We start from the raw sequence: 24,676 nt of genomic DNA on the forward strand, positions 1-24,676 counted from the left end.
CGTCCCTGCCGATGGTCTGGCATCCCGGGCCGGCCCTACGCCTCCGGATGCAACCAGCCGGCGCCGCCTTCGTGATAGCGCTCGTGCTTCCAGATCGGCACCCGCGCCTTGACCTCGTCGATGACGTAGCGGCACGCGTCGAACGCCGCGCCGCGGTGCGCCGCGACCACGCCGACCCACACCGCCAGGTCGCCGATCGCCAGGTCGCCGATGCGGTGCACGCAGCGCAGGTCGAGGATGCCGAAGCGGGCCAGGGCTTCGTCGGCGATGCGCCGGCCTTCGGCCTCTGCCAGCGCCGCATAGGCCTCGTAGCGCAGGCCATCGACCGCGCGGCCGTCGTTGTGGTCGCGTACCCAGCCTTCGAAACTGGCGTAGGCGCCGGCCTGCGCATGCGCCAGCGGCGCGCGCAGCGCGGCGATGTCCAGGGCGCTGTCGGCAAGATGGAAGCGGTGCGTGTCGGACATCGTTCAGCCTCCCGAGACCGGCGGAATGAACACCACTTCGCTGCCCTCGCGCAGCGCGTCGTCCCAGCCCACGAAGGCGCCGTCCACGGCCACGCGCAGGCGCTGCGACGGCCAGCGCAGGCCGTGCCGCGCGTCGAGTTCGGCGTACAGCGCGCGCAGGTCGGCGGCTGCGGTCTGCACCTGTTCGCGCTCGATCCCCGCCGCCTCGCGCAGGCTGGCGAAATACAGCACGGTCACGGTCACGCTCATGCCGCGCTCCCGACGTCGCGCTTGCCGCCGCGCTTGCCGAGCAGCCGTACCGGGCCGATCGTCATCGCGTGGGACAGTGCCTTGCACATGTCGTAGACGGTCAGCGCGGCGATGCTGGCGCCGGTCAGCGCCTCCATCTCCACGCCAGTGCGGTGCACGGTGCGCACCGTACACTCGATGCGCAGCACCTGCGGCGAGGCCCAGTCGATCGCGAAGCGGCAGCCGTCGATCGGCAGCGGATGGCAGAACGGGATCAGTTCGTGGGTGCGCTTGACCGCCATGGTGCCGGCGATCACCGCCGTGTCGACGATGCCGCCCTTGGCGCTGCGCAGCGCGTCGGCACGCAATTGCGCGGCCACCGCGGCGGGAAAGCGCACCCGCGACTCGGCCACGGCGACGCGCGCGGTGACGGCCTTGGCCGAGACGTCTACCATCGTCGGCAGCCCCTGCGGGTCCAGATGGGTCAGGGTTTTGCTCGCCGCGACGGCGTATTTGGCCTTTTCTTCGCTCATAGGCTGCGCTGCCGCTCCCACGGCACCCTGCTCAGGCGGCGCCGGGAATCGGCGTGCCCTGGTGGAACAGCATGCGCCATTCGCCATCGCGGCAGCGCCACAGCGAACTGCGCAGCGCATGCCGCACCGGCGCGCCGTCGCCATCGTGGCGCTCGCTGCGATAGCGTAGCTGTGCCAGATCCGGCGCCGGCAACCACGCCTGCAAATCGAACGCGCGATAGCGGACCGCGCCGGCCTCTGCCGGCAGTTCCTGCAGCAGCGCCTGCCTGTCGATGCAGCGCCCAGACGCACCGAATTCGACGAACGCCTCGTCGAGCAGCGCCGACAACCGCGCCATCGAGGCGCGCGTCGCCGGCTCCAGCAATTCCAGTTCCAGCGCGAACAACCGCTGCTTCAGCGACGCGTCCATTGTGCTCATCCGCCGATCAGGAACATCTCGACGTGCTTGCCGCGCGCCGCGCGTGCATCGCCGCGCAGTTCGCTGTAGCGATCGCCGCGCTGGCCCCACAGCGCCTGCACGCGCGCGGCCAACTCGTCCTCGCCGCCGGCCAGGGCCGGCTTGAGGTCGGTGCCGGCGGCGGCGAACAGGCAGGTATAGAGCTGGCCGTCGGCCGACACCCGCGCGCGATGGCAATCGCCGCAGAACGGCGCGCTGACCGAACTGACGAAGCCGATCTCGCCGCCGCCATCGACGAAGGCATGGCGCGCGGCCACTTCGCCGGCGTAATGCGGGTCCAGCGCGCGCAACGGCCAGCGCGCGGCGATGCGCGCGTGCAATTCGGCCGAAGGCACCACCCGCTCGCGGCGCCAGGCATTGCAGGTGCCAACGTCCATGTATTCGATGAAGCGCAGCACGTGGCCGCTGCCGCGGAAGTGCGCCAGCAGCGGCAGCACCTGGTCGTCGTTGATGCCGCGCTGGACCACGCAATTGATCTTCACCGGCCCCAGCCCGGCTGCCACGGCCGCTTCGATGCCGGCCAATACCTGCGCCACCTCGCCGCGGTCGCCGGACATGCGCCGGAAGGTCGCCGCGTCGATCGCGTCCAGGCTCACCGTGACTCGGCGCAACCCGGCGTCGCGCAGGGCCTGCGCGTGCCGCGCCAGCAGCGAACCATTGGTGGTCATGGCCAGGTCGTCGAGGCCGGGAATGCGCGCCAGGCGTCGCACCAGTTCGGACAGGTCGCGGCGCAGCAGCGGCTCGCCGCCGGTCAGGCGCAGCTTGCTGACGCCGTTGCGCACGAAGCCGCGCACCAGCGTCTCGATCTGTTCGAACGACAATCGCGAGGCCGCATCGAAGCCGTAGTCGTCGGGCACCTTGTCGGCCGGCATGCAGTAGCCGCAGCGGAAATTGCAGGCCTCGATCACCGACAGGCGCAGGTCGCGCAATGGCCGCCCCAACCGATCCAGCGGCGCGATGGGCGCGAGCGGCAGCGGCGGGCGCAACACGGCGCTCATGGCGCCGGCACCTGCGGCGCGCGCGGCGTTTCCAGCGCCACGCACTCGCCCGGCCGCGCGACGCGGTGGCCGCGCGCGCGCAGGGCTTCGGCATCCTCGGCGCTGGCGTAGTGGTACAGCATCATGCGTTGCAGCAACTCGGCGGGATATTCCCGTTCCAGGTCATCGACCCCAGTATGCGACGGGTTGCCGTGAAGACCGCAGTCATGCGCCACCAGTTCGCCGTCGCCGGCATAACGGCTCAGCATTTCCGGGATCGGCCGGGTATCGCCGCTCCAGACCAGCGCGCCCTGCAGGCGCAGCCCGAAGGCGGTGTCCGGCCAGTGGTGGCGGACCGGAAACACCTCCAGCCGCACCCCGTCGTGCCAGAACGCATCGCCCACCGCGATCAGCTGGAACGCGTCCCAGAAATTGGCGCCGCCCTCGGCCAGCACGTTCGGGTAGTCGCCGATCCGGCGATGCAGCAGCGGCACCAGCGGCGCCGGCACGTACACCCGCACCTTGCCGCGCCGCGCCGAGAAATAGGCGTCCACGAACAGCCGTTCGAAGCCGGCCACATGGTCCAGATGCACATGGGTCACGAACAGCGCCTGCGGCATCGCCGCGTAGTGCGCCTGGTAGGCGCTCAGACCCTCGCCGCCGCAATCGATGCTCAGCCATGGCGCAGCGTCGCGCTCGATCGTGGCCATCGGCGAGCCCAGCTCCACCGCCGACGCATTGCCGACGCCCTGAAAGCGCAGCGCCCAGGTCATCAGTAGCCCCGGTTCCAGGCCAGGTCGTAGGCGCGGCGCAGGCGCGCGTAGTCCTTGTTGACCTCGTCCACGCTGCGCTCGCCGCGCAGCTTCAGCAGCGAGCGGTGCAGGCGCTTGAGGTTGCGCTCGCGCCAGCGCGTGGCCGGGATGCGCAGCACGCCGCGGTCGAAATCGATCATCCAGCCGCGGCCGTTGCCGTCGAACAGGATGTTGTGCGCGTTGAGATCGGCGTGGTCCAGCCCGGCGCGGTGGAAGCGCGCGACCAGCCGCCCGGTCTCCTCCCACGGCGCGCCGCGGCCGGCGACATGCGCGCGATCGGCCAGCGAGCGCACCCCTTCCAGCCGCTCCATCAGGATCGCGGCACGGTAGCGCAGCCCCTGGCGCAGATAGCAGGCGGCCAGCGGCTGCGGCACCGGCAGCTTGCGTGCGATCAACGCGCGCATCAGCCGGAACTCGGCGAAGCTGCGGGTGCGGTCGGCGCCGGACCACAGGTAGCGATCGCGGCTGAGCTTGGCGACCAGGCCGCCGCGCCGGTACTGGCGCAGCACGCTGGCGCCGAACGGGGCATCGACGAACCAGGCGCCGCCGCGGCCGCCCTCGTCCACCGGGCGCGCGCGCTCGGCCCAGTACGCGGCCGAGAACAGCGCCGGCTCGGCTTGCCGCAGCCGTTGGCGGTCGAACAGAATGGCGCCATAGCCGCGGCCCTCGCGGTACGGCGTCAGCGCTTCGGTGGCGTCGAATGCAACCATTCAGCGAGTCTAACAACACCATGGCAGCAACGCTCCCTTCGCTGTGCCTGTTGCGCCTGTCGGCGCTGGGGGACGTGACCCATGTGGTGCCGCTGGTACGCACCCTGCAGCGCGCCTGGCCCGCCGCGCCGCCGCTGCACTGGATCATCGACAAAGGCGGGCACAGGCTGCTCGACGGCCTGCCCGGGGTGATCTTCCACGACTACGACAAGCGCAGCGGCCTGGCCGGCATGCGCGCGCTGCGCCGCGAACTGCCGGCGCAGGGCTTCGACGCGCTGCTGCAGATGCAGGTGGCGCTGCGCGCCAACGTACTGTCCGCGTTCGTACGCGCGCGCCGCCGCATCGGCTACGACCGCAGCCGCTCCAAGGACCTGCACGGCCTGTTCGTCAACGAACGCATCCCCGACCGCCCCGGCATCCACGTGCTCGACGCGATCGGCAGCTTCTGCGAACCGCTGGGCCTGCGCCAGACGCAGGTGCGCTGGGACCTGCCGATTCCCGACGACGCGCACGCCTGGGCGCAGGCGCAATGGCCCGAGGACGGCCGCCCGGCGCTGCTGATCTCGCCCTGTTCCAGCCACGTGCGCCGCAACTGGTACGCCGACCGCTACGCCGCGGTCGCCGACCACGCCGCCGCGCAGGGCTGGCGGGTGGTGCTGTGCGGCGGGCGCAGCGCACTGGAGCGCAGCACGGCCGACGCCATCGTCGCGGCGATGCGCGCGCCGGCGCTGGACTTGGTCGGCCGCGACACGCTCAAGCAACTGCCGGCGCTGCTGCAGCGCGCCGCGCTGGTGATGACCCCCGACTCGGGCCCGATGCACATCGCCAATGCCGTGGGCAGCAAGGTGCTGGGCCTGCACGCGGCCAGCAACCCGCGCCGCAGCGGCCCGTATTCGGACATCCGCTACTGCGTGGACAAGTACGATGCGGCGGCGCGCAAGTTCCTCGGCAAGCCGGCCGAGCAGCTGAAATGGGGCAGCAAGATCGAATTCGACGCGGTGATGGCGCTGATCGGCGTGGACGACGCGATCGCCGCGTTCGAGCGCTACCGCGCCGACCAGGGCATGTAAGCCGGCTTGTGCGCGGGCCGAGCGTGGCCGTACGTCGTCTCGATGATCAGTGCACGGCGTACGGTCGGTCAGGCGCCGGGCGTGTACTCGCTATGGCTGGGCGCCGGGCGGCGGCGTGGCTGCGCCTTCCCCACCCTGCTGCTGGCGTTGCCGCTGGTGCGCCGGCTCACCGGAATCCTGGTCGCCCGCGCCTGATCCGCCCATCCCTGGCCTACAGGGGCCACACCGGGAGGCGGCGACGCCTCCCGGATGCTTCGCTCAGGACGCCGCGCCGCGGTAGTCCTGGTAGGACTTCTCTTCGACGTAGCTGGAACCCAGTGCCAGGTTGATCTCCTTCTTGATCCGCGCGCGCTCGTCGTTCTCGTAGTACACGCTGCGTGCGAGCTTGATGAATTCCTCGTCGAAGGCCTGCGCCTTCTCCTTGATCCGGATCTCGTCCTCGATCACCCACAGGCGCTCGTTGACCGCCTTCAGCTCCAGGCGCAGGCGGGCGACGTCGCCGCTGGCGGCCGGATGCGCCATCCAGGTCTTTTCCAGCGCCGACAACTCCGCGCGCACGTTGGCCAGCTTGGCCGCATCGCCGATGCGCTCGGACTTGATCTGCAGGATGGCGATCTTGTCGAGCAGTTCGCCGAAGGACACGGGGACGAGGATTTCGGACATGGGCACACCCAGGCGAGAGTTGAGAGGAAGTGTAACCAGCAGGCCTTAAAGCCATGTCGGCGCAGCGTGGTCGCGGCCGTCAAAAACAAAAGGCCCCTGACGGGGCCTTCTGCACACGGGCGATACTGCTGCCGCGAAACTGGCGGGAAGGGGGGGATTCGAACCCCCGAGGCGCTATAAACGCCTGCCTGATTTCGAGTCAGGTACATTCAACCGCTCTGCCACCTTCCCGGGTGGTCCCCGGCGGACCGGGGGCGTGCATCATACGGTCCCCGCCGCGCGCGGACAAGCGCCGCGTCGCACGGCAGCGCGGTCCCCACCCCCGCACTGCCATGAACCCCGCCTGCCCCGCGGCGCGGCCAGCGATTGCCTGATGTCCGCTTGGCCGCGATGATGCCGTTTGAATGACAGGAAGCCGGGCCGGCCGTGGGCGCGCAATGATCGAATTCGGACATCTCACCCACGTCGGCCTGCGCCGCGAACTCAACGAGGACACCTATTACGGCGACAACGAGCTCGGCCTGTGGCTGGTCGCCGACGGCATGGGCGGCCATGCCTGCGGCGAGGTGGCCAGCGCCCTGGCGCGCGAGGCCATCGTCCGCGAGGTGCGCGGCGGCACGCCGCTGGCGCAGGCGATCCGCATCGCCGACGAAGAGATCATCCGCGCCTCGCGCCGGCGCAACGACACCTTGCCGATGGGCACCACCGTGGTCGCCGCGCGCGTGCAGGGCAACCGCTTCGAAGTGGCCTGGGTCGGCGACAGCCGCGCCTACCTGTGGCGCGACGGCAAACTGGCGCAGCTCAGCCAGGACCACAGCTATGTGCAGGAACTGATCGCGCAGGGCGCGCTGACCGCCGAGCAGGCGCGCGCGCATCCGCACCGCAACGTGGTCACCCAGGCGCTGGGCGTCACCGATCCGCTGCACCTCAACGTGGCCACGATGACTGGCGAACTGCGCCCGGGCATGCAACTGCTGCTGTGCAGCGACGGGCTGACCGAAGAAGTGGACGACCCCGGCATCGCCGCCACGCTCGGCCACGACGACTGCAGCGCGCAGGAATGCGTGGATACGCTGGTGGCGGCCGCGCTGGACGGCGGCGGCTCGGACAACATCACCGCGATCCTGGTGCGCTGCCACTGAGCGCAGGCAGGCGCGCGACCGGTGCCGACTATGGCGCCGACCGCGAACGCGGCGTTAGCTGGTTGGCAACATCGATGCCGCAGCGTGTGCCGTCACAAGAGACCGCGCTAACGCTGCGCTAGCACGCACGCCCATACCCGGCCATGCCACCGCTGCTCCGGCGCGTGCCTGGATGGCCGCGCCGCCGCCCGTGCCATTGCCGCGCAGACCGGCTCCGGCACCAGCATGGCGAATCCCCGCCGACGCACGCCGACAAATGCCAGCGCCCAGCGCCGCGGCGGCTCAGCCAGCCACGGCTTCGACCAGCACAGGCTCGTCGGCGTCCCACAGCGCGCGCCCGGCCTTCTTGCGCAGCTTTTCCAGCCGCGCCTGGTGCGCCTCCAGCTCCGAGGCGGTCGGCAGCACCCGCGGCCGCGGCAGCAGCGTCGCCATATCGAACGCCGCGCGTTGACCGTCGGCGTGGTTGCCGCGCTCGTCGGTTAGAGCGAAGCCGATCTCCTCCTGCCCCGAGGTCAGCGCGATGTAGACGTCGCTGAGGATCTGCGCATCGAGCAGCGCGCCGTGCAACTGACGGTGCGAGTTGTCCACGCCCAGGCGCTTGCACAGCGCGTCCAGCGAATTGCGCTGGCCCGGGAAGCGCTCGCGCGCCAGCAACAGCGTGTCGATGACCGTGGCACGGTCGAGGATGCGCCCGTAGGACGTGCCCAGACGCGACAGTTCGTTGTCGAGGAAGCCCAGATCGAACGAGGCGTTGTGGATGATCAGTTCGGCGCCGTCGATGAACGCCAGGAACTCGTCCACTACCTCATGGAATTCCGGCTTGTCGGCGAGGAATTCCAGGGTCAGCCCGGTGACTTCCTGCGCGCCGGGTTCGAAGTCGCAGTCCGGGCGCAGATAGCGGTGGAAGTTGCGCCCGCTGGGGCGGCGTTCGAGCAGTTCCACCGCGCCGATTTCGACGACGCGGTTGCCCTTCTTCCATTCCAGGCCGGTGGTTTCGGTATCGAGGATGATCTGACGCATGTGGCTCGCTGCAGGATGAGGCGTGGAAAGGATCAGGACGCGACCGCGGCGCCGCCGGCGCGCACCCGCAGCGCCTGGTTGCGCGCCAGCACGTCGACCCGCTCGTTATCCGGATCGCCGCTGTGGCCCTTGACCCAGCGCCAATCGATGCTGTGCCGCTGCGCGGCAGCATGCAGCCGCTCCCACAGGTCGCGGTTCTTGACTGGATCGCCGCCGGCGGTCTTCCACTGCCGCCGCACCCAGCCCGGCATCCACTCGGTGATGCCCTGGCGCACGTACTGCGAATCGGTATGCAGCACGATCTGGCACGGCTCGCTGAGCGTTTCCAGCGCCATGATCGCGGCCATCAGCTCCATGCGGTTGTTGGTGGTGTGCGCCTCGGCGCCGGCGACTTCGCGCTCCAGGCCCTTGTAGCGCAACAGCGCGGCCCAGCCGCCGGGGCCGGGATTGCCGAGGCAGGCGCCGTCGGTGTGGATATCAACAGTCTTCATGGTCGTCCAGGAATCAAATGGAGGCGGCCGAACCGCGCCAGCGTACCGGCGCGCGCAGCGGAATGGGGCCGATGCCGGCGGCGGTGCGCTTTTCCGCCTGCAGCAGGCACACCGCGCGCAGCGGCGCGCCGGAGGTTGCCGAGCCGACGCCGCCGCGGGTCGGCCAGACCGGCCCGAGGTAGCGCAGCGGCTCGGTGCATGGCAGCCCGGCCTGCCCCAGCAGCCCGCGCCAGCTTCCCGGCGGCCGTGCCACCAGGCCCTGCCGGCGCCAGCGCAGCCGGTACGGGCTGACCGCGTTGAGCGCGAACAGCCAGACCCGGCCGCCCGGCAGCAGCACCCGCTCGCATTCTTCCAGCAGCGCCGCGGCATCGGCGCCAAGCACGTGCTGCAGCACGATCGCGTTGACGCTCTCCGAGGGCAGCGGCAACGGCAGCGTGCACACCAGGTCGCCGGAGTAGCCGCGCGTGGTGCGGTGCAGGCGCACGCCACGCCCCGGCAGCTCGCGCGCCAGCGGCGCGAACGGCACCGGCGCCAGCCACAACCATGGCTGCGCGGGACGTGCGAGCAAGGCGTCCAGGATCAACGGCTGCTCGGCCTGGAGCAGCTGTTGCGCCACAACCGTATCAAACCAGGATGAGACGGCGGCTTGACGGGGGAACGGGGTGGCAGGCATGGTGCCAATTCTATGCGACTGATCGCCCTGCCCGCATTCCAGGATAATTACATCTGGGCGATCGCCGCCGCGGATGGCCGCGCCGTGCTGGTCGACCCCGGTCAGGCCGAGCCGGTGTTCGAAGCCGCCGCGCAAGGACTGCAACCGGCCGCGGTGCTGCTGACCCACCATCACGACGACCACATCGGCGGCGTGGCGGCCCTGCGCGAGCGCTGGCCGGACCTGCCTGTGTATGCCCCGGCGGACGAGCCGCGGGTCCCGTTCGCCAGCCAGCGCGTCGGCGACGGCGATGCGGTCCAGGTGCTGGGATGGGAGTTCCAGACCCTTTTCGTGCCGGGGCATACCCGTTCGCACGTGGCCTATGTCGGCGAAGGCCACCTGTTCAGCGGGGATACGCTGTTCAGCCTAGGCTGTGGGCGCATGTTCGAAGGTACGCCCTCCCAGATGTTGGGTTCGCTGCAACGGCTGGCTGCCCTCCCGGGCGCCACGCTGCTGTGTTGCGGACACGAATACACCCTGGCCAATGCGGCATTCGCCGTCACGGTCGATCCCACCAACGCTGCCTTGCGGCAGCGCCATCAGGAAGTCCAGGCCATGCGTCATGCTGCCCGTCCCACTGTTCCCGTCAGTCTCGCCAGCGAAGTGGCGACCAATCCGTTCCTGCGCACCGCCTCGGCGGCGATCCAGCAGGCGGTCGGCGCCCGGCTCGGCCGCGGCGCACGCGACGAAGTGGAAGTATTCGCCGAATTAAGGCGCTGGAAAGACGATTTTCGCGCATGAGGTCACTGCTTTTGACGGCGGCGCTGACGCTGGCGATCGCCTCGGCAACCTCCTCCGCGAGCGCGGCGGCACCCATCGGTGCGGCGCTGGAGCAGACCGTCGCCGGACTGAACGTGTTGCCGATGGACGCCGCGGCGCTGCCGCCGGCGACCACGCGTAACGGCCACACCATCCTCGCCAGCTTCCGCGACGGCCTGGCCGACGCGCAATGCGACGGCGGCGCCACCGACGCGCGCTGGAAGCAGCAGTTCGCGCGCGCGCCGGCGCGGCTGGCCAACGAAGACGAGGACGTGCTGCCGCTGTTCGGCTACGTGGTGGACGAACTGCGCGCTGCTGACCTGCCCACCGAATTCGCGCTGATCCCGTTCGTGGAGAGCGGCTACCGCCCCGCCGCGCGCAACAGCAGTGGTCCCGCCGGACTGTGGCAGTTCATCGCCGACACCGCCCGCAACCACGACGTGCCGGTCGAAGGCGGCTACGACGGCCGCCTGTCCGCGGTGGATTCCACCCGCGCCGCGGTGCGTTACCTGAAGACCTTGCACGGCATGTTCGGCGGCGATTGGCGCCTGGCGATCATGGCCTACAACGCCGGCGAGTACCGCGTGCTGCAGTCGATGCGCCGCGCCGGCATGAACGCGCAGAACGCGCAGCCGGCCAAGTTGCCGGGGCTGTCGCCGATCACCTATGCCTATGTCGAGAAGCTGCACGCGCTGGCGTGCGTGCTGGAACAGGCGCAGACCCGCGACGAGTGGATGGCCTCGCTGGACCGCGAGGTGCCAATCCTGCAGGCGCGCACCCTGCCCGCCGGCATGGCGCTGGACGAATGGGCACGGCAGCAGGCGTTGCAGGGCAACCAGGTCGCACGGCTGAATCCGGCGCTGGGCAGCGTGCGCAACAAAAAGCGCGCGCTGCCGGTGCTGGCGCCGGTCGGCAACGGCGGCAGCGCCGCCACGGCCGCTGCCGATGCCATGGCGTTGGCGGCACAACCGCAGCAGGCCGAAGAAGCACCGGCGACGCGCGCCGTCGCCAGCATCGCCGAGCCCACGCCGCCACGCATGCGCCAGCGCACGCCCGCGGCGCGGCGCACCCACACCGTCCGCGACGGCGACACCGCCTGGACCATCGCCAAGCGCTACGGCATCACCGTGCAGACGCTGCTGGCGAAGAACGGCCTGTCCGCGCGCAGCGTGCTGCGTCCTGGGATGGTGCTGAGCTACGAGGAATAGGCGAGTTCCGCTGCGGCGGGACCGCAGTACGTCAGCTCTGGGCAACACAACCTACAGGTATGTAGGCAAGTCCAAGCATGAAGTATGAAATATCGATGGCACTGGCTGTCGCCAATACGCGTTATCTGGCCAACGGAATTTTTTCTGCTGCCTTTGAAGGCGGCTGCTACCGGAAAGATTGAATCTTGACCGCGCAGTATTGCAACACATCGCGCGCGCGCTCAAGAGAAGAAAAGTACCGGTCATGCGACACTTGAGCGAGCGTCCGACATTGCGAATCCGATTTCATTTGCCTCCACGCGGACTCGAAATTTTCAACCGCGTGCAGCGCGTCGGAGAGTGGTTCGAGTAACGCGTAGTCAGGCAGTTGATCGAATCGGACAAACTTGAAAGCAGAAACTATGCCTGGGCTAAAACCGCTCAATTCCTCCGCGTATCGATTGCCACTCGCATCGTACTTGTTGCGCGAAAGCTCGGCCATGTGCTTTTGGGTTGCAGCACTAGCTATTTCAAGCAATCGCGCGTAATCGGCGCGAGTCTTTCGATCACGAGCTTTCTGCTGGAAGGCTGGTATGAAACCGACTGCGAAAATTGCCACTCCAGCAAAGACGGCTTGCGCCCATGCAGCCCACACTTCGGGCTTGAGGCACGGGCCGCCAAATATCCACAGACAGTAATTTGCATCGGCCATAACGATCCTTCGTTTCACGAAGACATAGCCTGCCGGCCTCTCGCGCTAAGCGCAATGGGGTATCCGAGAAGGGCGCTTCATGGCCCAAGCGCATATGCATCGTCGCAGGGCGGCGAGTGCATCGGCCAAGTGACGCAATGCATGTACCTTATCGCCGATCTAGCCGGCCGCGCATTTTAGTTACAACGTCTTCCTGGCCGTATCCCGGTGACCGCATGCATCACAGTCATGCGCTCGGGCAGCATGCTGCTATGTGCCCGAGCGCTCCGATACGTCCAAATCACCCCAAAAACGAACAAGCCCGGCAGGACCGGGCTTGTTCGCATCACTCTCAGCGCAAACAGCGATTACAGATTCGCTTCCTGCACGCTGACCTTGTAGCGCTTGCGCATCGCGTCGATGTAGGCCTTCGACGCGGCAGCGCCTTCGATCTGGCCCAACTGCTGCTTCAGCGTCGCCTGCTGTTCCGCCGGCACCTTGCTCAGGTCGCCCGGGTTCACCTTGTTGAGCACGAACAGCGCGTAGCGCTTGGCACCGCCCGGCACGCCGTTCGCCGACAGCTCGACCTTGCCCACGGACGGCTTGCCCGCGGCCGGCAGCGGCGCGCTGAAGATCGCGCGGTTGGCTTCCGGACTCGGCATCGGCACGGTGCGCGGCAGCCCAGGCATCGGGTTGATCTGCAGCTTCTCCGGGCCGGCCAGCGCCTGCAGCGTCTCGCCCTTGCGCAGCTTCTCCAGCAGCGCGTCGGCCTTCGCCGCGGCCGCCTTGGCCGTGCGATCGGCATGCACCGCGGCCACCACTTGCTCGCGCACCTTGGCCAGCGGCTGGGTCTGCTCGGGCAGGTGCTGGGTGACGCGAATCAGCACGCTGTGGTTCGGGCCCAGGGTGATCGGATCGCTGACCGTGCCGTCCTGCACCAGCGTGTCGGAGAACGCCGCACGCAGCACCGCAGGCTGCGCGGCGATGCCGCTGCCGTCGGCGCGCGAGAACGGCCCCAGGGTCTGCACCGGCAAGCCCACTTCCTTGGCCGCCGGCGCCAGCGCGGTCGGGTTCTTCAGCACCAGGTCGACCAGCTTGCCGCTCAGATCGCTGTAGACCTTCTCGTTGTCGGCCTGCAGCTGCTCGCCGGCCAGCTGGTCGCGCACCTGCTCGAAGCTCTTGCCCTGGCCGCCTTTGATCTCGCGCAGCTGGATCACGTGGTAGCCGAACTCGCTCTTCACCGGGCCGACGATGTCGCCGGCCTTCATCGCGAACAAGGCGTCCTCGAAAGGCTTGATCATCACCCCCCGCTCGACCCAACCCAGGTCGCCACCGGCGTTCTTGGAACCCGGGTCCTCGGAATTGGCGCGGGCCAGCGCGGCGAAATCGGCGCCGGGCTGCTTGGCCTCGGCCGCGAGCTTGGCGGCCTTGGCCTCGGCGGCCTTCTGCGCCGCCGGATCCTTGCCGGCACTGATCAGGATGTGCGAGGTCAGGCGCTGGTCGGGCTCGACGAAGCGGGCCTTCTCGTCCTCGTAGCGCTTGCGCAGCGCCGCCTCGTCGGCCGGCTTGGCCGGCGGCAGCTTGCTCGCGTCCAGCTCGACGTATTCGATCGACACCCGCTCAGGCTGTTTGAAGTCGGCCTGGTGCGCGTCGTACCACTGCTGCACCTGCGCGTCGCTGACCGGGGTGGTGTCGGCCGGCTGTTCCGGCAACAGCGCCAGGTCGACATCGCGGGTTTCGCCGAGCATCTTCAGCAGACGCTCGGATTCCTGCTTGGTCGCGAACGCCGATTCCATCAGCGCGGACGGAATCAACGACTGCTGCAAACCATCGCGCACCAACTGGTCGAACATCGCCGGCGTCCGCGGCGGGGTGCCCGAGGCCAGCGCCAGGCGGTAGCGTTCCGGATCGAACTTGCCGTCTTTCTGGAACGCCGGAATGGTGGCGATGTAGTCGCGGACCGCGGCATCGCCGACCACCACGTGCGCCTGCTCGGCGGCCAGCTTCACCACCTGCTCGTCGATCAACTGGTCGAGCACCTTGCGCTTGTTGTCGGCGCTCTCGAACTCGCGCGGATCGAAGTTCTCGCCCTGCTGCTCGCGCGCCTGCATCCGCGCTTCCTCGAAGCGCGCACGGAACTGCTCGGTGCTCACCTCGTGGTGCTGCCACAGGAACGACACCGGCCACCACGACGGCGCCGACGACCACCACGACGGCGGCGCCTGCACCTTGGCGACGTTGTTGGCACCGACGCCACCGAGGTAGCTGCTGTCGATGACGAACAGGAACGGAATCATCAACAGGCCGATGATCGCGGTGGCGATCCAGCCCGAGGTCTTTTCGCGGAGTTTCTGCAGCATTGGTTGGGAACCGAGCCTGTTGGCGAGCCGCGCAGTTTAACCCGCTTCACGCCCTGCGGCGGAATGGCGTGCCGCGGCGCGTGCGCCCGCATGAAATCCGCGGCCCGCATGGCGGTCGCCGGCAAGGCATTCCGGAAAAAAAGAAACCCCCGATCGCTCGGGGGTTTCGCGTACAAAACTGGCGGAGTGGACGGGACTCGAACCCGCGACCTCCGGCGTGACAGGCCAGCATTCTAACCGACTGAACTACCACTCCGCTTTTTGAACGGAGGCAGGCACGAGGCCCGCAATCTCTAGGTATCTGCGCAGCGCAAGGCGCGGCGGATGCTTCGAGAAACGAAACCCCCGATTTCTCAGGGGCTTCGGTGCAACTGGCGGAGTGGACGGGACTCGAACCCGCGACCTCCGGCGTGACAGGCCAGCATTCTAACCGACTGAACTACCACTCCGCTTTTGAAACTTGCCGCTCGGTGCTCTGGTGGGTGCTGAGGGTTTCGAACCCCCGACCCTCTCCGTGTAAAGGAGACGCTCTACCGCTGAGCTAAGCACCCTAGCGAGTCGATTAGTTTACGGCATCCTTCAGCGCTTTGCCAGCCTTGAAGGTCGGATTCTTCGACGCGGCGATCTTGATCGAGTCGCCGGTCTTCGGGTTGCGGCCGGTGCGCTCGGCACGGTCGCGCACCTGGAAGGTGCCGAAGCCAACGAGGGTCACGCTGTCGCCCTTCTTGAGCGCCTTGGTGACTTCGGACACGAAGGCGTCGACGGCGCGACCGGCTTCGGCCTTGGAGATATCCGCAGCGGCGGCGATAGCGTCGTTCAGTTCGGCTTTATTCATTTCTTGATGACTCCATGTGCGGCAGAAAACCGCGGAATTGAGGATCGGGTGTCGGCGTGGCCTGCCTCGTCAGCGACGAGGCCCCGATTGATGTTTTCACTACCAAGCACGCGCGTTGGCAGTGCTCGCAAGTCGTGCATTTATACCAGCGGCCTCCCACCCGCGCAAGCCGAAAAGCCAGCAACGGCGCGGGTTTGAGCCACTTGGGCGGGCGCGGTTCAGCGCTCTTCAGTGCTTGACGCGGGCGTTCGAGGATGCTTTCGGCTTGGGCTTGCGCCGCACCGGTTCGCCCTCGGCGGCGGCCGCGACCTTCGGCTTCAGCGGCGTCTCCAGCGCCAGGTCGAGCACCTCGTCGATCCACTTGACCGGCACGATCTTCAGGTCGCGGGTGACGTTCTCCGGAATGTCGGCCAGATCCTTGCGGTTCTCCTCCGGGATGATCACCGTGTGGATGCCGCCGCGCAGCGCCGCCAGCAGCTTCTCCTTGAGTCCGCCGATCGCCGAGACGCGACCGCGCAAGGTGATCTCGCCGGTCATCGCCACATCGGCCTTGACCGGCACCTTGGTCAGCATCGACACCAGCGAGGTCACCATCGCGATGCCGGCGCTGGGGCCGTCCTTCGGCGTGGCACCATCGGGCACGTGCAGATGCACGTCGTGCTTCTGCAGGAAGTCGACCTCGATGCCGAGCCGCTCGGCGCGCGAACGCACCACCGACAGCGCCGCCGAGGCCGATTCCTTCATCACGTCGCCGAGCTGGCCGGTCAGGATCACCGCGCCCTTGCCCGGAACCAGGGTCGATTCGATCTGCAGCAGATCGCCGCCGACTTCGGTCCAGGCCAGGCCGGTGACCAAGCCGACTTCGTTCTGCTCCTCGGCGCGGCCGAAATCGAAGCGGCGCACGCCCAGGTACTTGTCCAGGTTCTTGGAGCCGACGCTGACCCGCGCCTTGTCCTTGCGGACCGCCGCGCCCTTCTTCGCCGGCGCCTTCTTGGCTACCGCAGGCTGCGGACCGGCCAGCGCGATTTCCTTGACCACCTTGCGGCAGATCTTGGCGACTTCACGCTCGAGGTTGCGCACGCCGGATTCGCGCGTGTAGTAGCGCACGATGTCGCGGATCGCGTCGGCGGCGATCTCCAGCTCGTCGCCCTTCAGGCCGTTGGCCTTCAGCTGCTTGGGCACCAGGTAGCGCATGGCGATGGCCAGCTTCTCGTCCTCGGTGTAGCCGGGGATGCGGATCACCTCCATGCGGTCGAGCAGCGGGCCCGGGATGTTCAGCGAATTGGAGGTCGCCACGAACATCACTTCGGACAGGTCCAGGTCCACTTCCAGGTAGTGGTCGTTGAAGGCGTTGTTCTGCTCGGGATCGAGCACTTCCAGCAGCGCCGAGGACGGATCGCCGCGGAAGTCCATCGACATCTTGTCGATCTCGTCGAGCACGAACAGCGGGTTCTTGCTGCTGACCTTGTTGAGGTTCTGCACGATGCGGCCCGGCATCGAGCCGACGTAGGTACGCCGATGCCCGCGGATCTCCGCCTCGTCGCGCACGCCGCCGAGCGACATGCGCACGAACTTGCGGTTGGTGGCCTTGGCGATGGACTGGCCGAGCGAGGTCTTGCCGACGCCGGGCGGGCCGACCAGGCACAGGATCGGGCCCTTCATCTGCTTCACCCGCGACTGCACCGCCAGATATTCGAGGATGCGGTCCTTGACCTTCTCCAGGCCGTAGTGATCGGCGTCCAGCGTTTCCTGCGCAACCTTCAGGTCCTTGCGTACCTTGCTGCGCTTCTTCCACGGCACGCCCAGCAGCCAGTCGAGATAGTTGCGCACGACCGCGGCTTCGGCCGACATCGGCGACATCTGCTTGAGCTTGTTGAGTTCGGCCTTGGCCTTGGTTTCCACCGGCTTGGGCATGCCCGCCTCGGCGATCTTGCGCGCCAGTTCTTCCAGTTCGCCGGGCGCGTCATCCAGGTCGCCCAGTTCCTTCTGGATCGCCTTCATCTGCTCGTTGAGGTAGTACTCGCGCTGGCTCTTCTCCATCTGCGACTTGACCCGGCCGCGGATGCGCTTCTCCAGCTGCTGCACGTCGATCTCGCCGTCGACCAGGCCGACCAGCATCTCCAGCCGCTCGCCCACTTCCAGCGTTTCCAGCAGGCGCTGCTTGTCGGCCAGACGCACGCCGATGTGCGCGGCGATGGTGTCGGCCAGGCGGCCCGGCTCGTCGATGCCCGACAGCGTCTGCAGCAGCTCCGGCGGCAGCTTGCGGTTGGTCTTGACGTACTGCTCGAACAGCGACATCAGCGAACGCGCGATCGCCTCGACCTCGCGCTCCTCGCGCGACTCGGCAGCGTCGATCTCGACGCCTTCGCCCTGTAGCGCGCCGTCGCGTTCGACCACCTTGTCGACGCTGACCCGCGACAGCCCCTCGACCAGCACCTTGATGGTGCCGTCGGGCAGCTTCAGCAATTGCAGCACCTGCGCCAGAGTGCCGACGTTGTACAGGTCGGCGGCCACCGGATCGTCGGTCTCGGCGGATTTCTGCGCGACCAGCAGGATGCGCTTGTCGGCCTCCATCGCGTGCTCGAGCGCGCGCATCGATTTGTCGCGGCCGACGAACAGCGGGATGACCATATGCGGGAAGACCACGACGTCGCGCAACGGCAGGACCGGCAGGTCGAGGACTTCGGATTTGGACTGGGCCATGAGGGTTCCGATGTGGGGTGCGGGAATGCGGAAAAGGCGGGCATAAAAATGCCGATGGCCCCGTTATGGGGCCATCGGCTGGACGATGCAAGGGCAGCGAAAAAGCCCCTTTTCTTTCAATCGTTTAGCCAGTCGCGAAGGCCGCAGCAGGACAGCGCCGCGGCTTCACCCGGCACTCACTCGGCCGAGGCCACCTTCGGCGCCGGCGGTGGGGTCTGATAAATCAGGTACGGCTCGGACTTGTGCTCGATCACCGACTCGTCCACCACCACCTTGCTGACGTTTTCCTGCGACGGCAGCTCGTACATCGTGTCCAGCAGCACCGACTCGACGATGGTGCGCAGGCCACGCGCGCCGGTCTTGCGCTTGAGCGCCTTCTTGGCGATGGCCAGCAGCGCGTCGGGCCGGAATTCCAGCTCCACGCCTTCCATCTCGAACAGCTTCTTGAACTGCTTGGTGATCGCGTTCTTCGGCTCGGTCAGGATCCGGATCAGCGCCGGCTCGTCCAGTTCCTCGAGCGTGGCGACCACCGGCAGGCGGCCGACGAACTCGGGAATCAGGCCGAACTTGATCAGGTCTTCCGGCTCCACTTCCGCCAGGATCTTGCCGACTTCGCGCTTGCGCTCGGAACTCTTCACCTTGGCGCCGAAGCCGATGCCGCCGACGTCGTTGGAGCGCTGCTGGATCACCTTGTCCAGGCCGGCGAACGCGCCGCCGCAGATGAACAGGATGTTCTTGGTGTCCACCTGCAGGAATTCCTGCTGCGGATGCTTGCGCCCGCCCTGCGGCGGCACCGACGCCACGGTGCCTTCGATCAGCTTCAGCAGCGCCTGCTGCACGCCTTCGCCAGACACGTCGCGGGTGATCGACGGGTTCTCGCTCTTGCGCGAGATCTTGTCGATTTCGTCGATGTAGACGATGCCCTGCTGCGCCTTGTCGACGTCGTAGTCGCACTTCTGCAGCAGCTTCTGGATGATGTTCTCCACGTCCTCGCCGACATAGCCGGCTTCGGTCAGCGTGGTCGCATCGGCGATCGTGAACGGCACGTTGAGCAGGCGCGCCAGCGTTTCGGCCAGCAGCGTCTTGCCCGAACCGGTCGGACCGACCAGCAGGATGTTGGACTTGGCCAGCTCGACTTCGTCGTTCTTCTGCCGGCTCTCGATGCGCTTGTAGTGGTTGTACACGGCCACGGCGAGCGTGCGCTTGGCGCGCAGCTGCCCGATCACGTACTGGTCCAGCACCTCGAGGATTTCCTTGGGCTTGGGCAGGCTGCTGCGTGCGGACTGCGCCTTCTCCTCGAGCTCCTCGCGGATGATGTCGTTGCACAGCTCGACGCATTCGTCGCAGATGAACACGCTCGGCCCGGCGATCAGCTTACGGACCTCGTGTTGACTCTTGCCGCAGAACGAGCAGTACAGAATCTTGTTGCTGTCGCCGGAACGGCCTTGCCGGTCTTCGCTCATTGCTTCGCTTACCCAGTTACCCCACCCGATGAACGGGGGTTCGATTTCGAGAATAACACAGGGCCGGGAGGACGCTAGCCCGGCCCCGGCCCTGCGGAATACGCTGCGTTTTGCAGTACATGCAAGCCTTATGCCGGCTGGATCGACTCTTCCGGACGGCGCTCCAGCACCTGGTCGACCAGCCCGTAAGCCTGCGCGTCGGCGGCGCTCTTGAAGTTGTCGCGCTCGGTATCGCGGGCGATGGTTTCCAGCGACTGGCCGGTGTGCTTGGCCAGGATTTCGTTCAGCCGCGAACGCAGCGTCAGGATCTCGCGCGCGTGAATGTCGATGTCGGTGGCCTGGCCCTGGAAGCCGCCCAGCGGCTGGTGGATCATCACCCGCGAATTCGGCAGCGCGTAACGCTTGCCGGCCGCGCCCGAGGCCAGCAGCAGCGCGCCCATCGAGGCGGCCTGGCCGATGCAGATGGTGCTCACGTCCGGCTTGATGTACTGCATGGTGTCGTAGATCGCCATGCCGGCGGTGACCACGCCACCCGGCGAGTTGATGTAGATGTTGATGTCCTTTTCCGGGTTGTCCGCTTCCAGGAACAGCATCTGCGCCACGATCACGTTGGCCATGTGGTCGTCGATCGGGCCGACCAGGAAGATCAGCCGCTCCTTCAGCAGGCGCGAATAGATGTCGTAGGCACGCTCGCCGCGGCTGGTCTGCTCGACCACCATCGGAACCAGATTCAAGGCCTTGGTCACATTGTCCACGCGGGAACTCCTGCTCTGTGTCGTCCCTGCACGGGGATGTGCAGGGCTTCGCATCTTGTCGCGCCCCCACGGCTGCGAGGGCTTGGATTGCGTCTCCAACCCGCATGCAACATGCGGGCCGCCGCGAAGCGTCGCCTTACTGGCGGATCGCTTCCTGGAACGTCATCGCCTGCTCGGTGTGCTTGGCGCGCTCGGCGATCCAGTCGATCACCTGCTCTTCCATCACACGGCTCTGCAGTCCACCCATCAATTGGGGATCGTTGCGGTACATCTCAATGACCTGTTCCGGCTCTTCGTAGGTCGAGGCGATCAGGCGCAGGGTTTCCGAGACCCGCTTCGGGTCCAGGCGCAGCTCGTTGCGGCGCGCGACCTCGCCGACCAGCAGGCCGACCAGCACGCGCTTGCGCGCCGCGTCCACGAAGCCCTGGTGCGCGTCGTCCGGCACCTGGCCCGGATCGCGGCCGGAGCGGCGCATCTGCTCCACCTGCTGCGCCAGCATCGAACGCGCTTCGTTCTCGACCAGCCGCGGCGGCATTTCCACCGACGCGTAGGCGGCGATCAGCTGCTCGCCGACCTCGCGGCGCAGCCGGTTCATCAGCGCGCCCTTGAGCTCGCGCTCCAGGTTGATGCGGATGTCCTTGCGGAACTGCTCGGCATCGCCGCTCTTCACGCCGAAGCTCTTGATGAACTCCTTGTCCACCTCCGGCAGCACCGGCGCGGCGACTTCGACCGCCTTCACGTGCACCTGGACCTGCTTGCCGGCGAACTGCGGCACGCGCCAGTCGGCCGGGAAATCGACCGTCAGGGTCTTTTCCTCGTCCTTGGACAGGCCGACCAGGCCCTGCTCAATCGCCGGGAACATGACGCCCGAGCCGATCACGCTGCTGCCCTTCTCCACGCCCTCGGCGGGCAGGCGCTCGTCGCCGGCCTGCGACCAGGTTTCCAGGGTCACCAGGTCGCCGTCCTGCGCCGGACGCCCGGCGGGCTCCCAGGTGCGGCGCTGCAGGCGCAGGTTCTCGATCATCTGCTCGATGTCGGCGTCGGTGACTTCGGCGGTGTGGCGGATCACTTCCAGCTTGGCCACGTCGATGTCGCCAAAGTCGGGCACCACTTCGAAGGTGGCCACGAACTGCAGTTCGTTGTCGCCGGCGCGGTCGATGCGCGGATTGCCGGCCAGGCGCAGTTCGTGCTCGCGCACCGCCGAGTCGAAGGTCTCGCGCAGCAGGCCGTCCAGCGCCTCGGCGCGGATCTGCGGCCCGAAGCGCTGCTCGATCACCTTCGGCGGGATCTTGCCGGGACGGAAGCCCTTGATCCGCGCGGTGCGCGCGACTTCGCGCAGGCGGCCGCCGATATGGGTCTCCAGGCGCTCCTCCGGCAGGGTGAAGGTCAGACGCCGTTCCAAGGTACCGGTGGTTTCGATCGAAGCTTGCATGTGGACTCCTGCCACCGGGAGCCCACGGCTCTCGGCACGATGTAGAAAGACGGGTTGACGCGGGCACGGGACGGCCGCCGCAGCCGGATAGTTTCGCCTATTCCCGCGGTGCCTGCCAGCGCACCCGGTCGGTCGGCGCCGCTGCAGGCCTGGCGCGGCGGGGGTGCGGACGGGGGGCACGGGGTGCGGCGGGCCGCGCGAGCGGTGCCGGGATGGTGCGAAAGAGGGGACTCGAACCCCTACGCCTTGCGGCACTGGTACCTAAAACCAGGGCGTCTACCAATTCCGCCACTTTCGCGCTGCGGCGCCTGAGCGCGCGCCTGTGCATTGTTGCAGGCCTGCCGGCAAAGAAAAAGGCGCCCGACGCAATGGAGGGCGCCCGGCCCGGCCGGCAGCCGGGGATGCCAGGCGCGCGCCCGTCGATTGGGATGCAGTGCCGCAGGGCTTTGCAATCAATGCATTAGGCCGCCTCGCTGCGAAGATCGAGCGTCGGAATGGCGGCGCGGAGCACACATGCCGTTTCCGCGATCCCGCCGATGGCAAGGTGCCAGGCAGCCTTGTCCTCAGCCCTTGGGCACCCGGCGCCGCCCGCGCACTGCGGCCGGCGCCAGCACGAAGGCCAGCGACATCGGCCGATCGCGCGACGGATCGCGCGGGCGGCTCAGCAACTCGCACAGCCGCTCCAGCAGCGCATTGGCCTCGGCCAGTTCCGCCTCGTTGAGCCAGCCCTTGTTGCGCGCCGCCCACAGTTGCCGGCCAGGGCCGTCGACCTCGACACCAGGCTGCTTCAGGGCCGCCTGGAAGTCGCGCTCGGCGACCTGCGCCAGGCCCTTGGCATAGGCGGCCAGGGCCGCGACCGCCTCTGCGTTGGCCAGGTCGTAGGACAGGCGCAGCGGGACGCCGGCGCTGCCCGCGAGCCGGAACACCCGCTCTCCCGCCGCGCCCTCGCCTTCGCGCACCAGTTCGCTCTCGGCGAGCAGTTGCAGATGGTAGTAGAGCCCGTCCGCCGGCCGGCCCAACTGTTCCGACAGCTCCGCGACGCTGGCCTCTCCACCCAGCGAGGCCAGCGTATCGACCAGTTCCTGCCGTACCGGCGAGGCCAGGAGACGGATATGCGCCGGATCGCGGATCGCGGCGGTGTCGAGCGGGTGTTGGGCTTTTTTCGTCATTTTGAAATTATATGGTATTTTTTCAACACTCTTCCAGAGACACCCTGATGCGAAGCCCGCAACTGCTCCGAGCATTCCTGTTCCTCCTCGCCGCCACGCCAATCCTGGGCGTAGCGCCCGGCCAGGCGGCCGAACGCTACAGTCCCCAGCAATTGCGTGCCGACATCGACGCTCTGCAAGCGGGAATCGCCGCGACCCATCCGCATCCGTCGCATTCGGTCGATCCGGCACAGCTCCAGCTTGCCATTGATGCCTTGCGGCAACGGGCCTCGACCGGGCTGGACCGCGATGCGGCCTGGCGGGACTTCTCCACGCTCAATCCGCTGCTTGCGGACGGCCACTTCTTCGTCGGCTACGCCGACTGGCGCGCAGAGACGGAACAGCATCTGCGCGACGGAGGCGCCCTGTTTCCCTTCGAGATCACGGTCGATGCGCAAGGGCGGGTGCGAATCCTCTCCGAGCTGGGCGGCGCTGCGACGGCGCTTTCCGGCAGCTCGGTCGAGACCATCAATGGCATTCCGGCAGGCGACGTCGCGCGCGCACTGCTCGCGCATGTGCACGGCGACAGCGCGCGTTTCCGCGCCGACTTGCTGTCGCGGCGCTGGTGGTTCTTCTACTGGAAAGTGTACGGCGCGCCCGCGTCGTTCGAACTGACGCTCGCCGGGCCTGCGCAGGCGCGGCTGCGCAGGCCCGCAAGTCGCGCACACCCTTCGATCCTGGTCGGCGAGGACGATTTCGACAGGCAATTCGCCTTCGAACTGCGCCCGGGCGCCGCCGCGGTCATGACCATTCGGACCTTTTCGTGGCCTGAGCAGGCGCCATTCGAGGAGTTCACCCGCCGCGCGTTCCAGCAGATGCAGGCAAGCGGCACGCGCACGCTGATCATCGACGTGCGGCAGAACGGCGGCGGCAACGATGCGATGTGGCTGCAAGGGCTGCTGCCCTACATCGCCGACCAACCCTATCGATGGGCGTCGCGCTACACCAAGAAAGTGCTCCGCGACGACCCTGCGAAACACGAACGGCAGGGCCAGGTGCTGAGCGGAACCGTGGACACCTGGAGCGCTCCGCGCACCGACGATCCGCTGCACTTCGACGGCAAGGTCTACGTGCTGATCGGCCGCGGCACCTATTCCTCGGCGGTGCTGTTCGCCGACACGATGCAGGACTTCGGCTTCGGAACGCTGCTGGGCGAAGGCGCCAGCGTCAGGAGCACGCAGACCGGCGGCGTGCAGAAGATCGCGCTGCCGCAGACGGGACTGGTGCTGTGGGCGCCGCGCCTGCTGCTGGTGCGGCCTTCGGACGCAGCGACGCCACTGTGGCTGACGCCGGACATCGGCATCGACGACGATCCGTTGCATCCCGACGCGATGGTGGACGCGGCGCTGGCGATCGCGGCGGCGAAACGCTGACCGCGTCGCGCGGAAGCGACGCCATGGCCGGCATGCACTTGCGCACGTTCGACGCACAAAAAAACAGCCACTTGGCTTGCGCTAAGTGGCTGCTTGATTTGGTGGGCCGTCAAGGATTCGAACCTTGGACCTATTGATTAAGAGTCAACTGCTCTACCAACTGAGCTAACGGCCCTGAAACTGAGTCGCGCATCTTATGCGCTTTTTTGCTTCGTTGCAACACCCCGCGAAGCAGCGGGTCACACGATCAATGGGGTGGCTGAGGGGACTCGAACCCCCGACATCTGGAATCACAATCCAGTACTCTAACCAGCTGAGCTACAGCCACCATTGAACTCTTGCAACACCCTGTCCGGCACCGGTGTGGCGCGCCCGACAGGAATCGAACCTGTAACCGCCGGCTTAGAAGGCCGGTGCTCTATCCGGTTGAGCTACGGGCGCCCGGGCCGGATTGTCGCATTCCTCTCCGCCGTTTGGACATCGGATTGGTCGGGGTAGAGGGATTCGAACCCCCGACATCCTGCTCCCAAAGCAGGCGCGCTACCAGACTGCGCTATACCCCGGCGGAACACCCTCGCGGCCGAGGCCGGAAAGGTCGGCTATTGTGGGAACCTCGCGGCCCGGTGTCAAC

General features: G+C 67.7%; 25 protein-coding genes and 9 tRNA genes. 6 read left to right on the forward strand and 28 right to left on the reverse strand.

Features of this window, described 5'->3' with window-relative positions; translation table 11 throughout:
• Positions 1–35: 35 nt before the first annotated feature.
• The 7 genes from HEP75_RS16090 to HEP75_RS16120 are packed head-to-tail and all read right to left on the reverse strand — an operon-like array spanning position 36 to position 4,181.
• On the reverse strand, positions 36–464 hold the full coding sequence (locus HEP75_RS16090) for a molybdenum cofactor biosynthesis protein MoaE (protein ID WP_185820809.1): 429 nt from the start codon (positions 462–464) through the stop codon (positions 36–38).
• 3 nt (positions 465–467) lie between these two features.
• Entirely contained in the window at positions 468–713 is a 246-nt protein-coding gene (locus HEP75_RS16095) for a MoaD/ThiS family protein (protein WP_185820810.1), read from the reverse strand.
• Positions 710–1,225: a cyclic pyranopterin monophosphate synthase MoaC gene (gene moaC / locus HEP75_RS16100; RefSeq protein ID WP_185820811.1), complete on the reverse strand. Its 516-nt coding sequence runs from the start codon at positions 1,223–1,225 to the stop codon at positions 710–712. The genes HEP75_RS16095 and moaC overlap by 4 nt, the downstream gene beginning before the upstream one ends.
• A gap of 31 nt (positions 1,226–1,256) precedes the next feature.
• Positions 1,257–1,634, reverse strand: coding sequence for a nuclear transport factor 2 family protein (locus HEP75_RS16105; protein ID WP_185824210.1), 378 nt, complete (start codon positions 1,632–1,634; stop codon positions 1,257–1,259).
• Between the two features lie 5 nt (positions 1,635–1,639).
• Positions 1,640–2,680 (reverse strand): GTP 3',8-cyclase MoaA, encoded by a 1,041-nt coding sequence (gene moaA / locus HEP75_RS16110; RefSeq protein WP_185824211.1) that lies wholly within the window; start codon positions 2,678–2,680, stop codon positions 1,640–1,642.
• Positions 2,677–3,432 carry an MBL fold metallo-hydrolase gene (locus tag HEP75_RS16115; RefSeq protein ID WP_185824212.1) on the reverse strand — a complete coding sequence of 252 codons (756 nt, stop codon included), beginning with the start codon at positions 3,430–3,432 and terminating at the stop codon, positions 2,677–2,679. The genes moaA and HEP75_RS16115 overlap by 4 nt, the downstream gene beginning before the upstream one ends.
• Positions 3,432–4,181 carry a 3-deoxy-D-manno-octulosonic acid kinase gene (locus HEP75_RS16120; RefSeq protein ID WP_185824213.1) on the reverse strand — a complete coding sequence of 250 codons (750 nt, stop codon included), beginning with the start codon at positions 4,179–4,181 and terminating at the stop codon, positions 3,432–3,434. Before HEP75_RS16120 ends, HEP75_RS16115 begins: the two co-directional genes overlap by 1 nt.
• Positions 4,182–4,201: 20 nt before the next feature.
• Here HEP75_RS16120 and HEP75_RS16125 point away from each other — a divergent pair, with 20 nt between their 5' ends.
• Both HEP75_RS16125 and HEP75_RS16130 read left to right on the forward strand, forming a co-directional pair.
• A complete protein-coding gene (locus tag HEP75_RS16125; protein WP_185824214.1) occupies positions 4,202–5,251 on the forward strand; it encodes a glycosyltransferase family 9 protein in 1,050 nt (349 codons plus the stop codon).
• A gap of 42 nt (positions 5,252–5,293) precedes the next feature.
• A complete protein-coding gene (locus HEP75_RS16130) occupies positions 5,294–5,446 on the forward strand; it encodes a hypothetical protein (RefSeq protein ID WP_185824215.1) in 153 nt (50 codons plus the stop codon).
• Between the two features lie 63 nt (positions 5,447–5,509).
• On the opposite strand, the gene HEP75_RS16135 is transcribed toward HEP75_RS16130, so the two are convergent.
• Positions 5,510–5,914 carry a DUF6165 family protein gene (locus HEP75_RS16135; RefSeq protein ID WP_179570641.1) on the reverse strand — a complete coding sequence of 135 codons (405 nt, stop codon included), beginning with the start codon at positions 5,912–5,914 and terminating at the stop codon, positions 5,510–5,512.
• A 140-nt stretch (positions 5,915–6,054) separates the two neighbouring features.
• A tRNA-Ser gene (locus HEP75_RS16140) sits at positions 6,055–6,145 on the reverse strand.
• Positions 6,146–6,351: 206 nt separating this feature from the next.
• Here HEP75_RS16140 and HEP75_RS16145 point away from each other — a divergent pair.
• The gene (locus HEP75_RS16145; RefSeq protein WP_145701570.1) at positions 6,352–7,056 is read left to right on the forward strand and encodes a PP2C family serine/threonine-protein phosphatase; all 705 of its coding nucleotides are present in this window, start codon (positions 6,352–6,354) and stop codon (positions 7,054–7,056) included.
• Positions 7,057–7,338: 282 nt separating this feature from the next.
• Here the strand turns inward: HEP75_RS16145 and dnaQ are convergent, their stop codons facing one another.
• The 3 genes from dnaQ to HEP75_RS16160 are packed head-to-tail and all read right to left on the reverse strand — an operon-like array spanning position 7,339 to position 9,240.
• The gene (gene dnaQ, locus HEP75_RS16150) at positions 7,339–8,076 is read right to left on the reverse strand and encodes a DNA polymerase III subunit epsilon (protein WP_185824216.1); all 738 of its coding nucleotides are present in this window, start codon (positions 8,074–8,076) and stop codon (positions 7,339–7,341) included.
• Between the two features lie 32 nt (positions 8,077–8,108).
• Positions 8,109–8,567: a ribonuclease HI gene (gene rnhA, locus HEP75_RS16155; RefSeq protein WP_185813674.1), complete on the reverse strand. Its 459-nt coding sequence runs from the start codon at positions 8,565–8,567 to the stop codon at positions 8,109–8,111.
• 13 nt (positions 8,568–8,580) lie between these two features.
• Positions 8,581–9,240 (reverse strand): hypothetical protein, encoded by a 660-nt coding sequence (locus tag HEP75_RS16160; RefSeq protein WP_185820819.1) that lies wholly within the window; start codon positions 9,238–9,240, stop codon positions 8,581–8,583.
• A 12-nt stretch (positions 9,241–9,252) separates the two neighbouring features.
• Here HEP75_RS16160 and gloB point away from each other — a divergent pair, with 12 nt between their 5' ends.
• On the forward strand, positions 9,253–10,020 hold the full coding sequence (gene gloB, locus HEP75_RS16165) for a hydroxyacylglutathione hydrolase (protein WP_185820820.1): 768 nt from the start codon (positions 9,253–9,255) through the stop codon (positions 10,018–10,020).
• The gene (locus tag HEP75_RS16170) at positions 10,017–11,246 is read left to right on the forward strand and encodes a lytic transglycosylase domain-containing protein (protein WP_185824217.1); all 1,230 of its coding nucleotides are present in this window, start codon (positions 10,017–10,019) and stop codon (positions 11,244–11,246) included. Before gloB ends, HEP75_RS16170 begins: the two co-directional genes overlap by 4 nt.
• 166 nt (positions 11,247–11,412) lie before the next feature.
• On the opposite strand, the gene HEP75_RS16175 is transcribed toward HEP75_RS16170, so the two are convergent.
• From HEP75_RS16175 to HEP75_RS16230, 12 genes are all read right to left on the reverse strand, one after another.
• Positions 11,413–11,937 carry a hypothetical protein gene (locus tag HEP75_RS16175; RefSeq protein WP_185824218.1) on the reverse strand — a complete coding sequence of 175 codons (525 nt, stop codon included), beginning with the start codon at positions 11,935–11,937 and terminating at the stop codon, positions 11,413–11,415.
• 347 nt (positions 11,938–12,284) lie between these two features.
• Positions 12,285–14,276, reverse strand: a complete 1,992-nt coding sequence (locus HEP75_RS16180; protein ID WP_185813678.1) for a peptidylprolyl isomerase — start codon at positions 14,274–14,276, stop codon at positions 12,285–12,287.
• Positions 14,277–14,455: 179 nt separating this feature from the next.
• Positions 14,456–14,532: transfer RNA gene (locus HEP75_RS16185), tRNA-Asp, on the reverse strand.
• 116 nt (positions 14,533–14,648) lie between these two features.
• Positions 14,649–14,725: transfer RNA gene (locus HEP75_RS16190), tRNA-Asp, on the reverse strand.
• A 27-nt stretch (positions 14,726–14,752) separates the two neighbouring features.
• Positions 14,753–14,827: transfer RNA gene (locus tag HEP75_RS16195), tRNA-Val, on the reverse strand.
• A gap of 11 nt (positions 14,828–14,838) precedes the next feature.
• Entirely contained in the window at positions 14,839–15,111 is a 273-nt protein-coding gene (locus tag HEP75_RS16200; RefSeq protein ID WP_009607753.1) for an HU family DNA-binding protein, read from the reverse strand.
• A 228-nt stretch (positions 15,112–15,339) separates the two neighbouring features.
• Positions 15,340–17,814, reverse strand: a complete 2,475-nt coding sequence (gene lon / locus HEP75_RS16205; protein WP_185824219.1) for an endopeptidase La — start codon at positions 17,812–17,814, stop codon at positions 15,340–15,342.
• A gap of 176 nt (positions 17,815–17,990) precedes the next feature.
• Positions 17,991–19,277, reverse strand: a complete 1,287-nt coding sequence (gene clpX, locus HEP75_RS16210) for an ATP-dependent Clp protease ATP-binding subunit ClpX (protein WP_003468538.1) — start codon at positions 19,275–19,277, stop codon at positions 17,991–17,993.
• 128 nt (positions 19,278–19,405) lie between these two features.
• Entirely contained in the window at positions 19,406–20,032 is a 627-nt protein-coding gene (gene clpP, locus HEP75_RS16215; RefSeq protein ID WP_185813680.1) for an ATP-dependent Clp endopeptidase proteolytic subunit ClpP, read from the reverse strand.
• 136 nt (positions 20,033–20,168) lie between these two features.
• Positions 20,169–21,464 (reverse strand): trigger factor, encoded by a 1,296-nt coding sequence (gene tig / locus HEP75_RS16220; protein WP_185813681.1) that lies wholly within the window; start codon positions 21,462–21,464, stop codon positions 20,169–20,171.
• Positions 21,465–21,677: 213 nt separating this feature from the next.
• Positions 21,678–21,762, reverse strand: a tRNA-Leu gene (locus tag HEP75_RS16225).
• A gap of 265 nt (positions 21,763–22,027) precedes the next feature.
• A complete protein-coding gene (locus tag HEP75_RS16230; RefSeq protein WP_185824220.1) occupies positions 22,028–22,633 on the reverse strand; it encodes a helix-turn-helix domain-containing protein in 606 nt (201 codons plus the stop codon).
• 47 nt (positions 22,634–22,680) lie between these two features.
• On the opposite strand from HEP75_RS16230, the gene HEP75_RS16235 reads away from it, so the two are divergent.
• Positions 22,681–24,045: a S41 family peptidase gene (locus tag HEP75_RS16235; protein WP_185824221.1), complete on the forward strand. Its 1,365-nt coding sequence runs from the start codon at positions 22,681–22,683 to the stop codon at positions 24,043–24,045.
• A 99-nt stretch (positions 24,046–24,144) separates the two neighbouring features.
• Here the strand turns inward: HEP75_RS16235 and HEP75_RS16240 are convergent.
• The 4 genes from HEP75_RS16240 to HEP75_RS16255 form a co-directional block, all read right to left on the reverse strand.
• Positions 24,145–24,220 (reverse strand) — tRNA-Lys (locus tag HEP75_RS16240).
• Positions 24,221–24,296: 76 nt separating this feature from the next.
• Positions 24,297–24,373 (reverse strand) — tRNA-His (locus HEP75_RS16245).
• Positions 24,374–24,409: 36 nt separating this feature from the next.
• A tRNA-Arg gene (locus HEP75_RS16250) sits at positions 24,410–24,486 on the reverse strand.
• A 45-nt stretch (positions 24,487–24,531) separates the two neighbouring features.
• Positions 24,532–24,608 (reverse strand) — tRNA-Pro (locus HEP75_RS16255).
• Positions 24,609–24,676 lie beyond the last annotated feature (68 nt).

The sequence above is a fragment of the Xanthomonas sp. SI genome (genome assembly GCF_014236855.1).
GTDB lineage: Bacteria > Pseudomonadota > Gammaproteobacteria > Xanthomonadales > Xanthomonadaceae > Xanthomonas_A.

Coding starts and splice junctions, on each gene's coding strand:
- HEP75_RS16090 (WP_185820809.1), bottom strand. CDS start 464: ATGTCCGACACGCACCGCTTCCATCTTGCCGACAGCGCCCTGGACATC.
- HEP75_RS16095 (WP_185820810.1), bottom strand. CDS start 713: ATGAGCGTGACCGTGACCGTGCTGTATTTCGCCAGCCTGCGCGAGGCG.
- moaC (WP_185820811.1), bottom strand. CDS start 1,225: ATGAGCGAAGAAAAGGCCAAATACGCCGTCGCGGCGAGCAAAACCCTG.
- HEP75_RS16105 (WP_185824210.1), bottom strand. CDS start 1,634: ATGGACGCGTCGCTGAAGCAGCGGTTGTTCGCGCTGGAACTGGAATTG.
- moaA (WP_185824211.1), bottom strand. CDS start 2,680: ATGAGCGCCGTGTTGCGCCCGCCGCTGCCGCTCGCGCCCATCGCGCCG.
- HEP75_RS16115 (WP_185824212.1), bottom strand. CDS start 3,432: ATGACCTGGGCGCTGCGCTTTCAGGGCGTCGGCAATGCGTCGGCGGTG.
- HEP75_RS16120 (WP_185824213.1), bottom strand. CDS start 4,181: ATGGTTGCATTCGACGCCACCGAAGCGCTGACGCCGTACCGCGAGGGC.
- HEP75_RS16125 (WP_185824214.1), top strand. CDS start 4,202: ATGGCAGCAACGCTCCCTTCGCTGTGCCTGTTGCGCCTGTCGGCGCTG.
- HEP75_RS16130 (WP_185824215.1), top strand. CDS start 5,294: ATGATCAGTGCACGGCGTACGGTCGGTCAGGCGCCGGGCGTGTACTCG.
- HEP75_RS16135 (WP_179570641.1), bottom strand. CDS start 5,914: ATGTCCGAAATCCTCGTCCCCGTGTCCTTCGGCGAACTGCTCGACAAG.
- HEP75_RS16145 (WP_145701570.1), top strand. CDS start 6,352: ATGATCGAATTCGGACATCTCACCCACGTCGGCCTGCGCCGCGAACTC.
- dnaQ (WP_185824216.1), bottom strand. CDS start 8,076: ATGCGTCAGATCATCCTCGATACCGAAACCACCGGCCTGGAATGGAAG.
- rnhA (WP_185813674.1), bottom strand. CDS start 8,567: ATGAAGACTGTTGATATCCACACCGACGGCGCCTGCCTCGGCAATCCC.
- HEP75_RS16160 (WP_185820819.1), bottom strand. CDS start 9,240: ATGCCTGCCACCCCGTTCCCCCGTCAAGCCGCCGTCTCATCCTGGTTT.
- gloB (WP_185820820.1), top strand. CDS start 9,253: ATGCGACTGATCGCCCTGCCCGCATTCCAGGATAATTACATCTGGGCG.
- HEP75_RS16170 (WP_185824217.1), top strand. CDS start 10,017: ATGAGGTCACTGCTTTTGACGGCGGCGCTGACGCTGGCGATCGCCTCG.
- HEP75_RS16175 (WP_185824218.1), bottom strand. CDS start 11,937: ATGGCCGATGCAAATTACTGTCTGTGGATATTTGGCGGCCCGTGCCTC.
- HEP75_RS16180 (WP_185813678.1), bottom strand. CDS start 14,276: ATGCTGCAGAAACTCCGCGAAAAGACCTCGGGCTGGATCGCCACCGCG.
- HEP75_RS16200 (WP_009607753.1), bottom strand. CDS start 15,111: ATGAATAAAGCCGAACTGAACGACGCTATCGCCGCCGCTGCGGATATC.
- lon (WP_185824219.1), bottom strand. CDS start 17,814: ATGGCCCAGTCCAAATCCGAAGTCCTCGACCTGCCGGTCCTGCCGTTG.
- clpX (WP_003468538.1), bottom strand. CDS start 19,277: ATGAGCGAAGACCGGCAAGGCCGTTCCGGCGACAGCAACAAGATTCTG.
- tig (WP_185813681.1), bottom strand. CDS start 21,464: ATGCAAGCTTCGATCGAAACCACCGGTACCTTGGAACGGCGTCTGACC.
- HEP75_RS16230 (WP_185824220.1), bottom strand. CDS start 22,633: ATGACGAAAAAAGCCCAACACCCGCTCGACACCGCCGCGATCCGCGAT.
- HEP75_RS16235 (WP_185824221.1), top strand. CDS start 22,681: ATGCGAAGCCCGCAACTGCTCCGAGCATTCCTGTTCCTCCTCGCCGCC.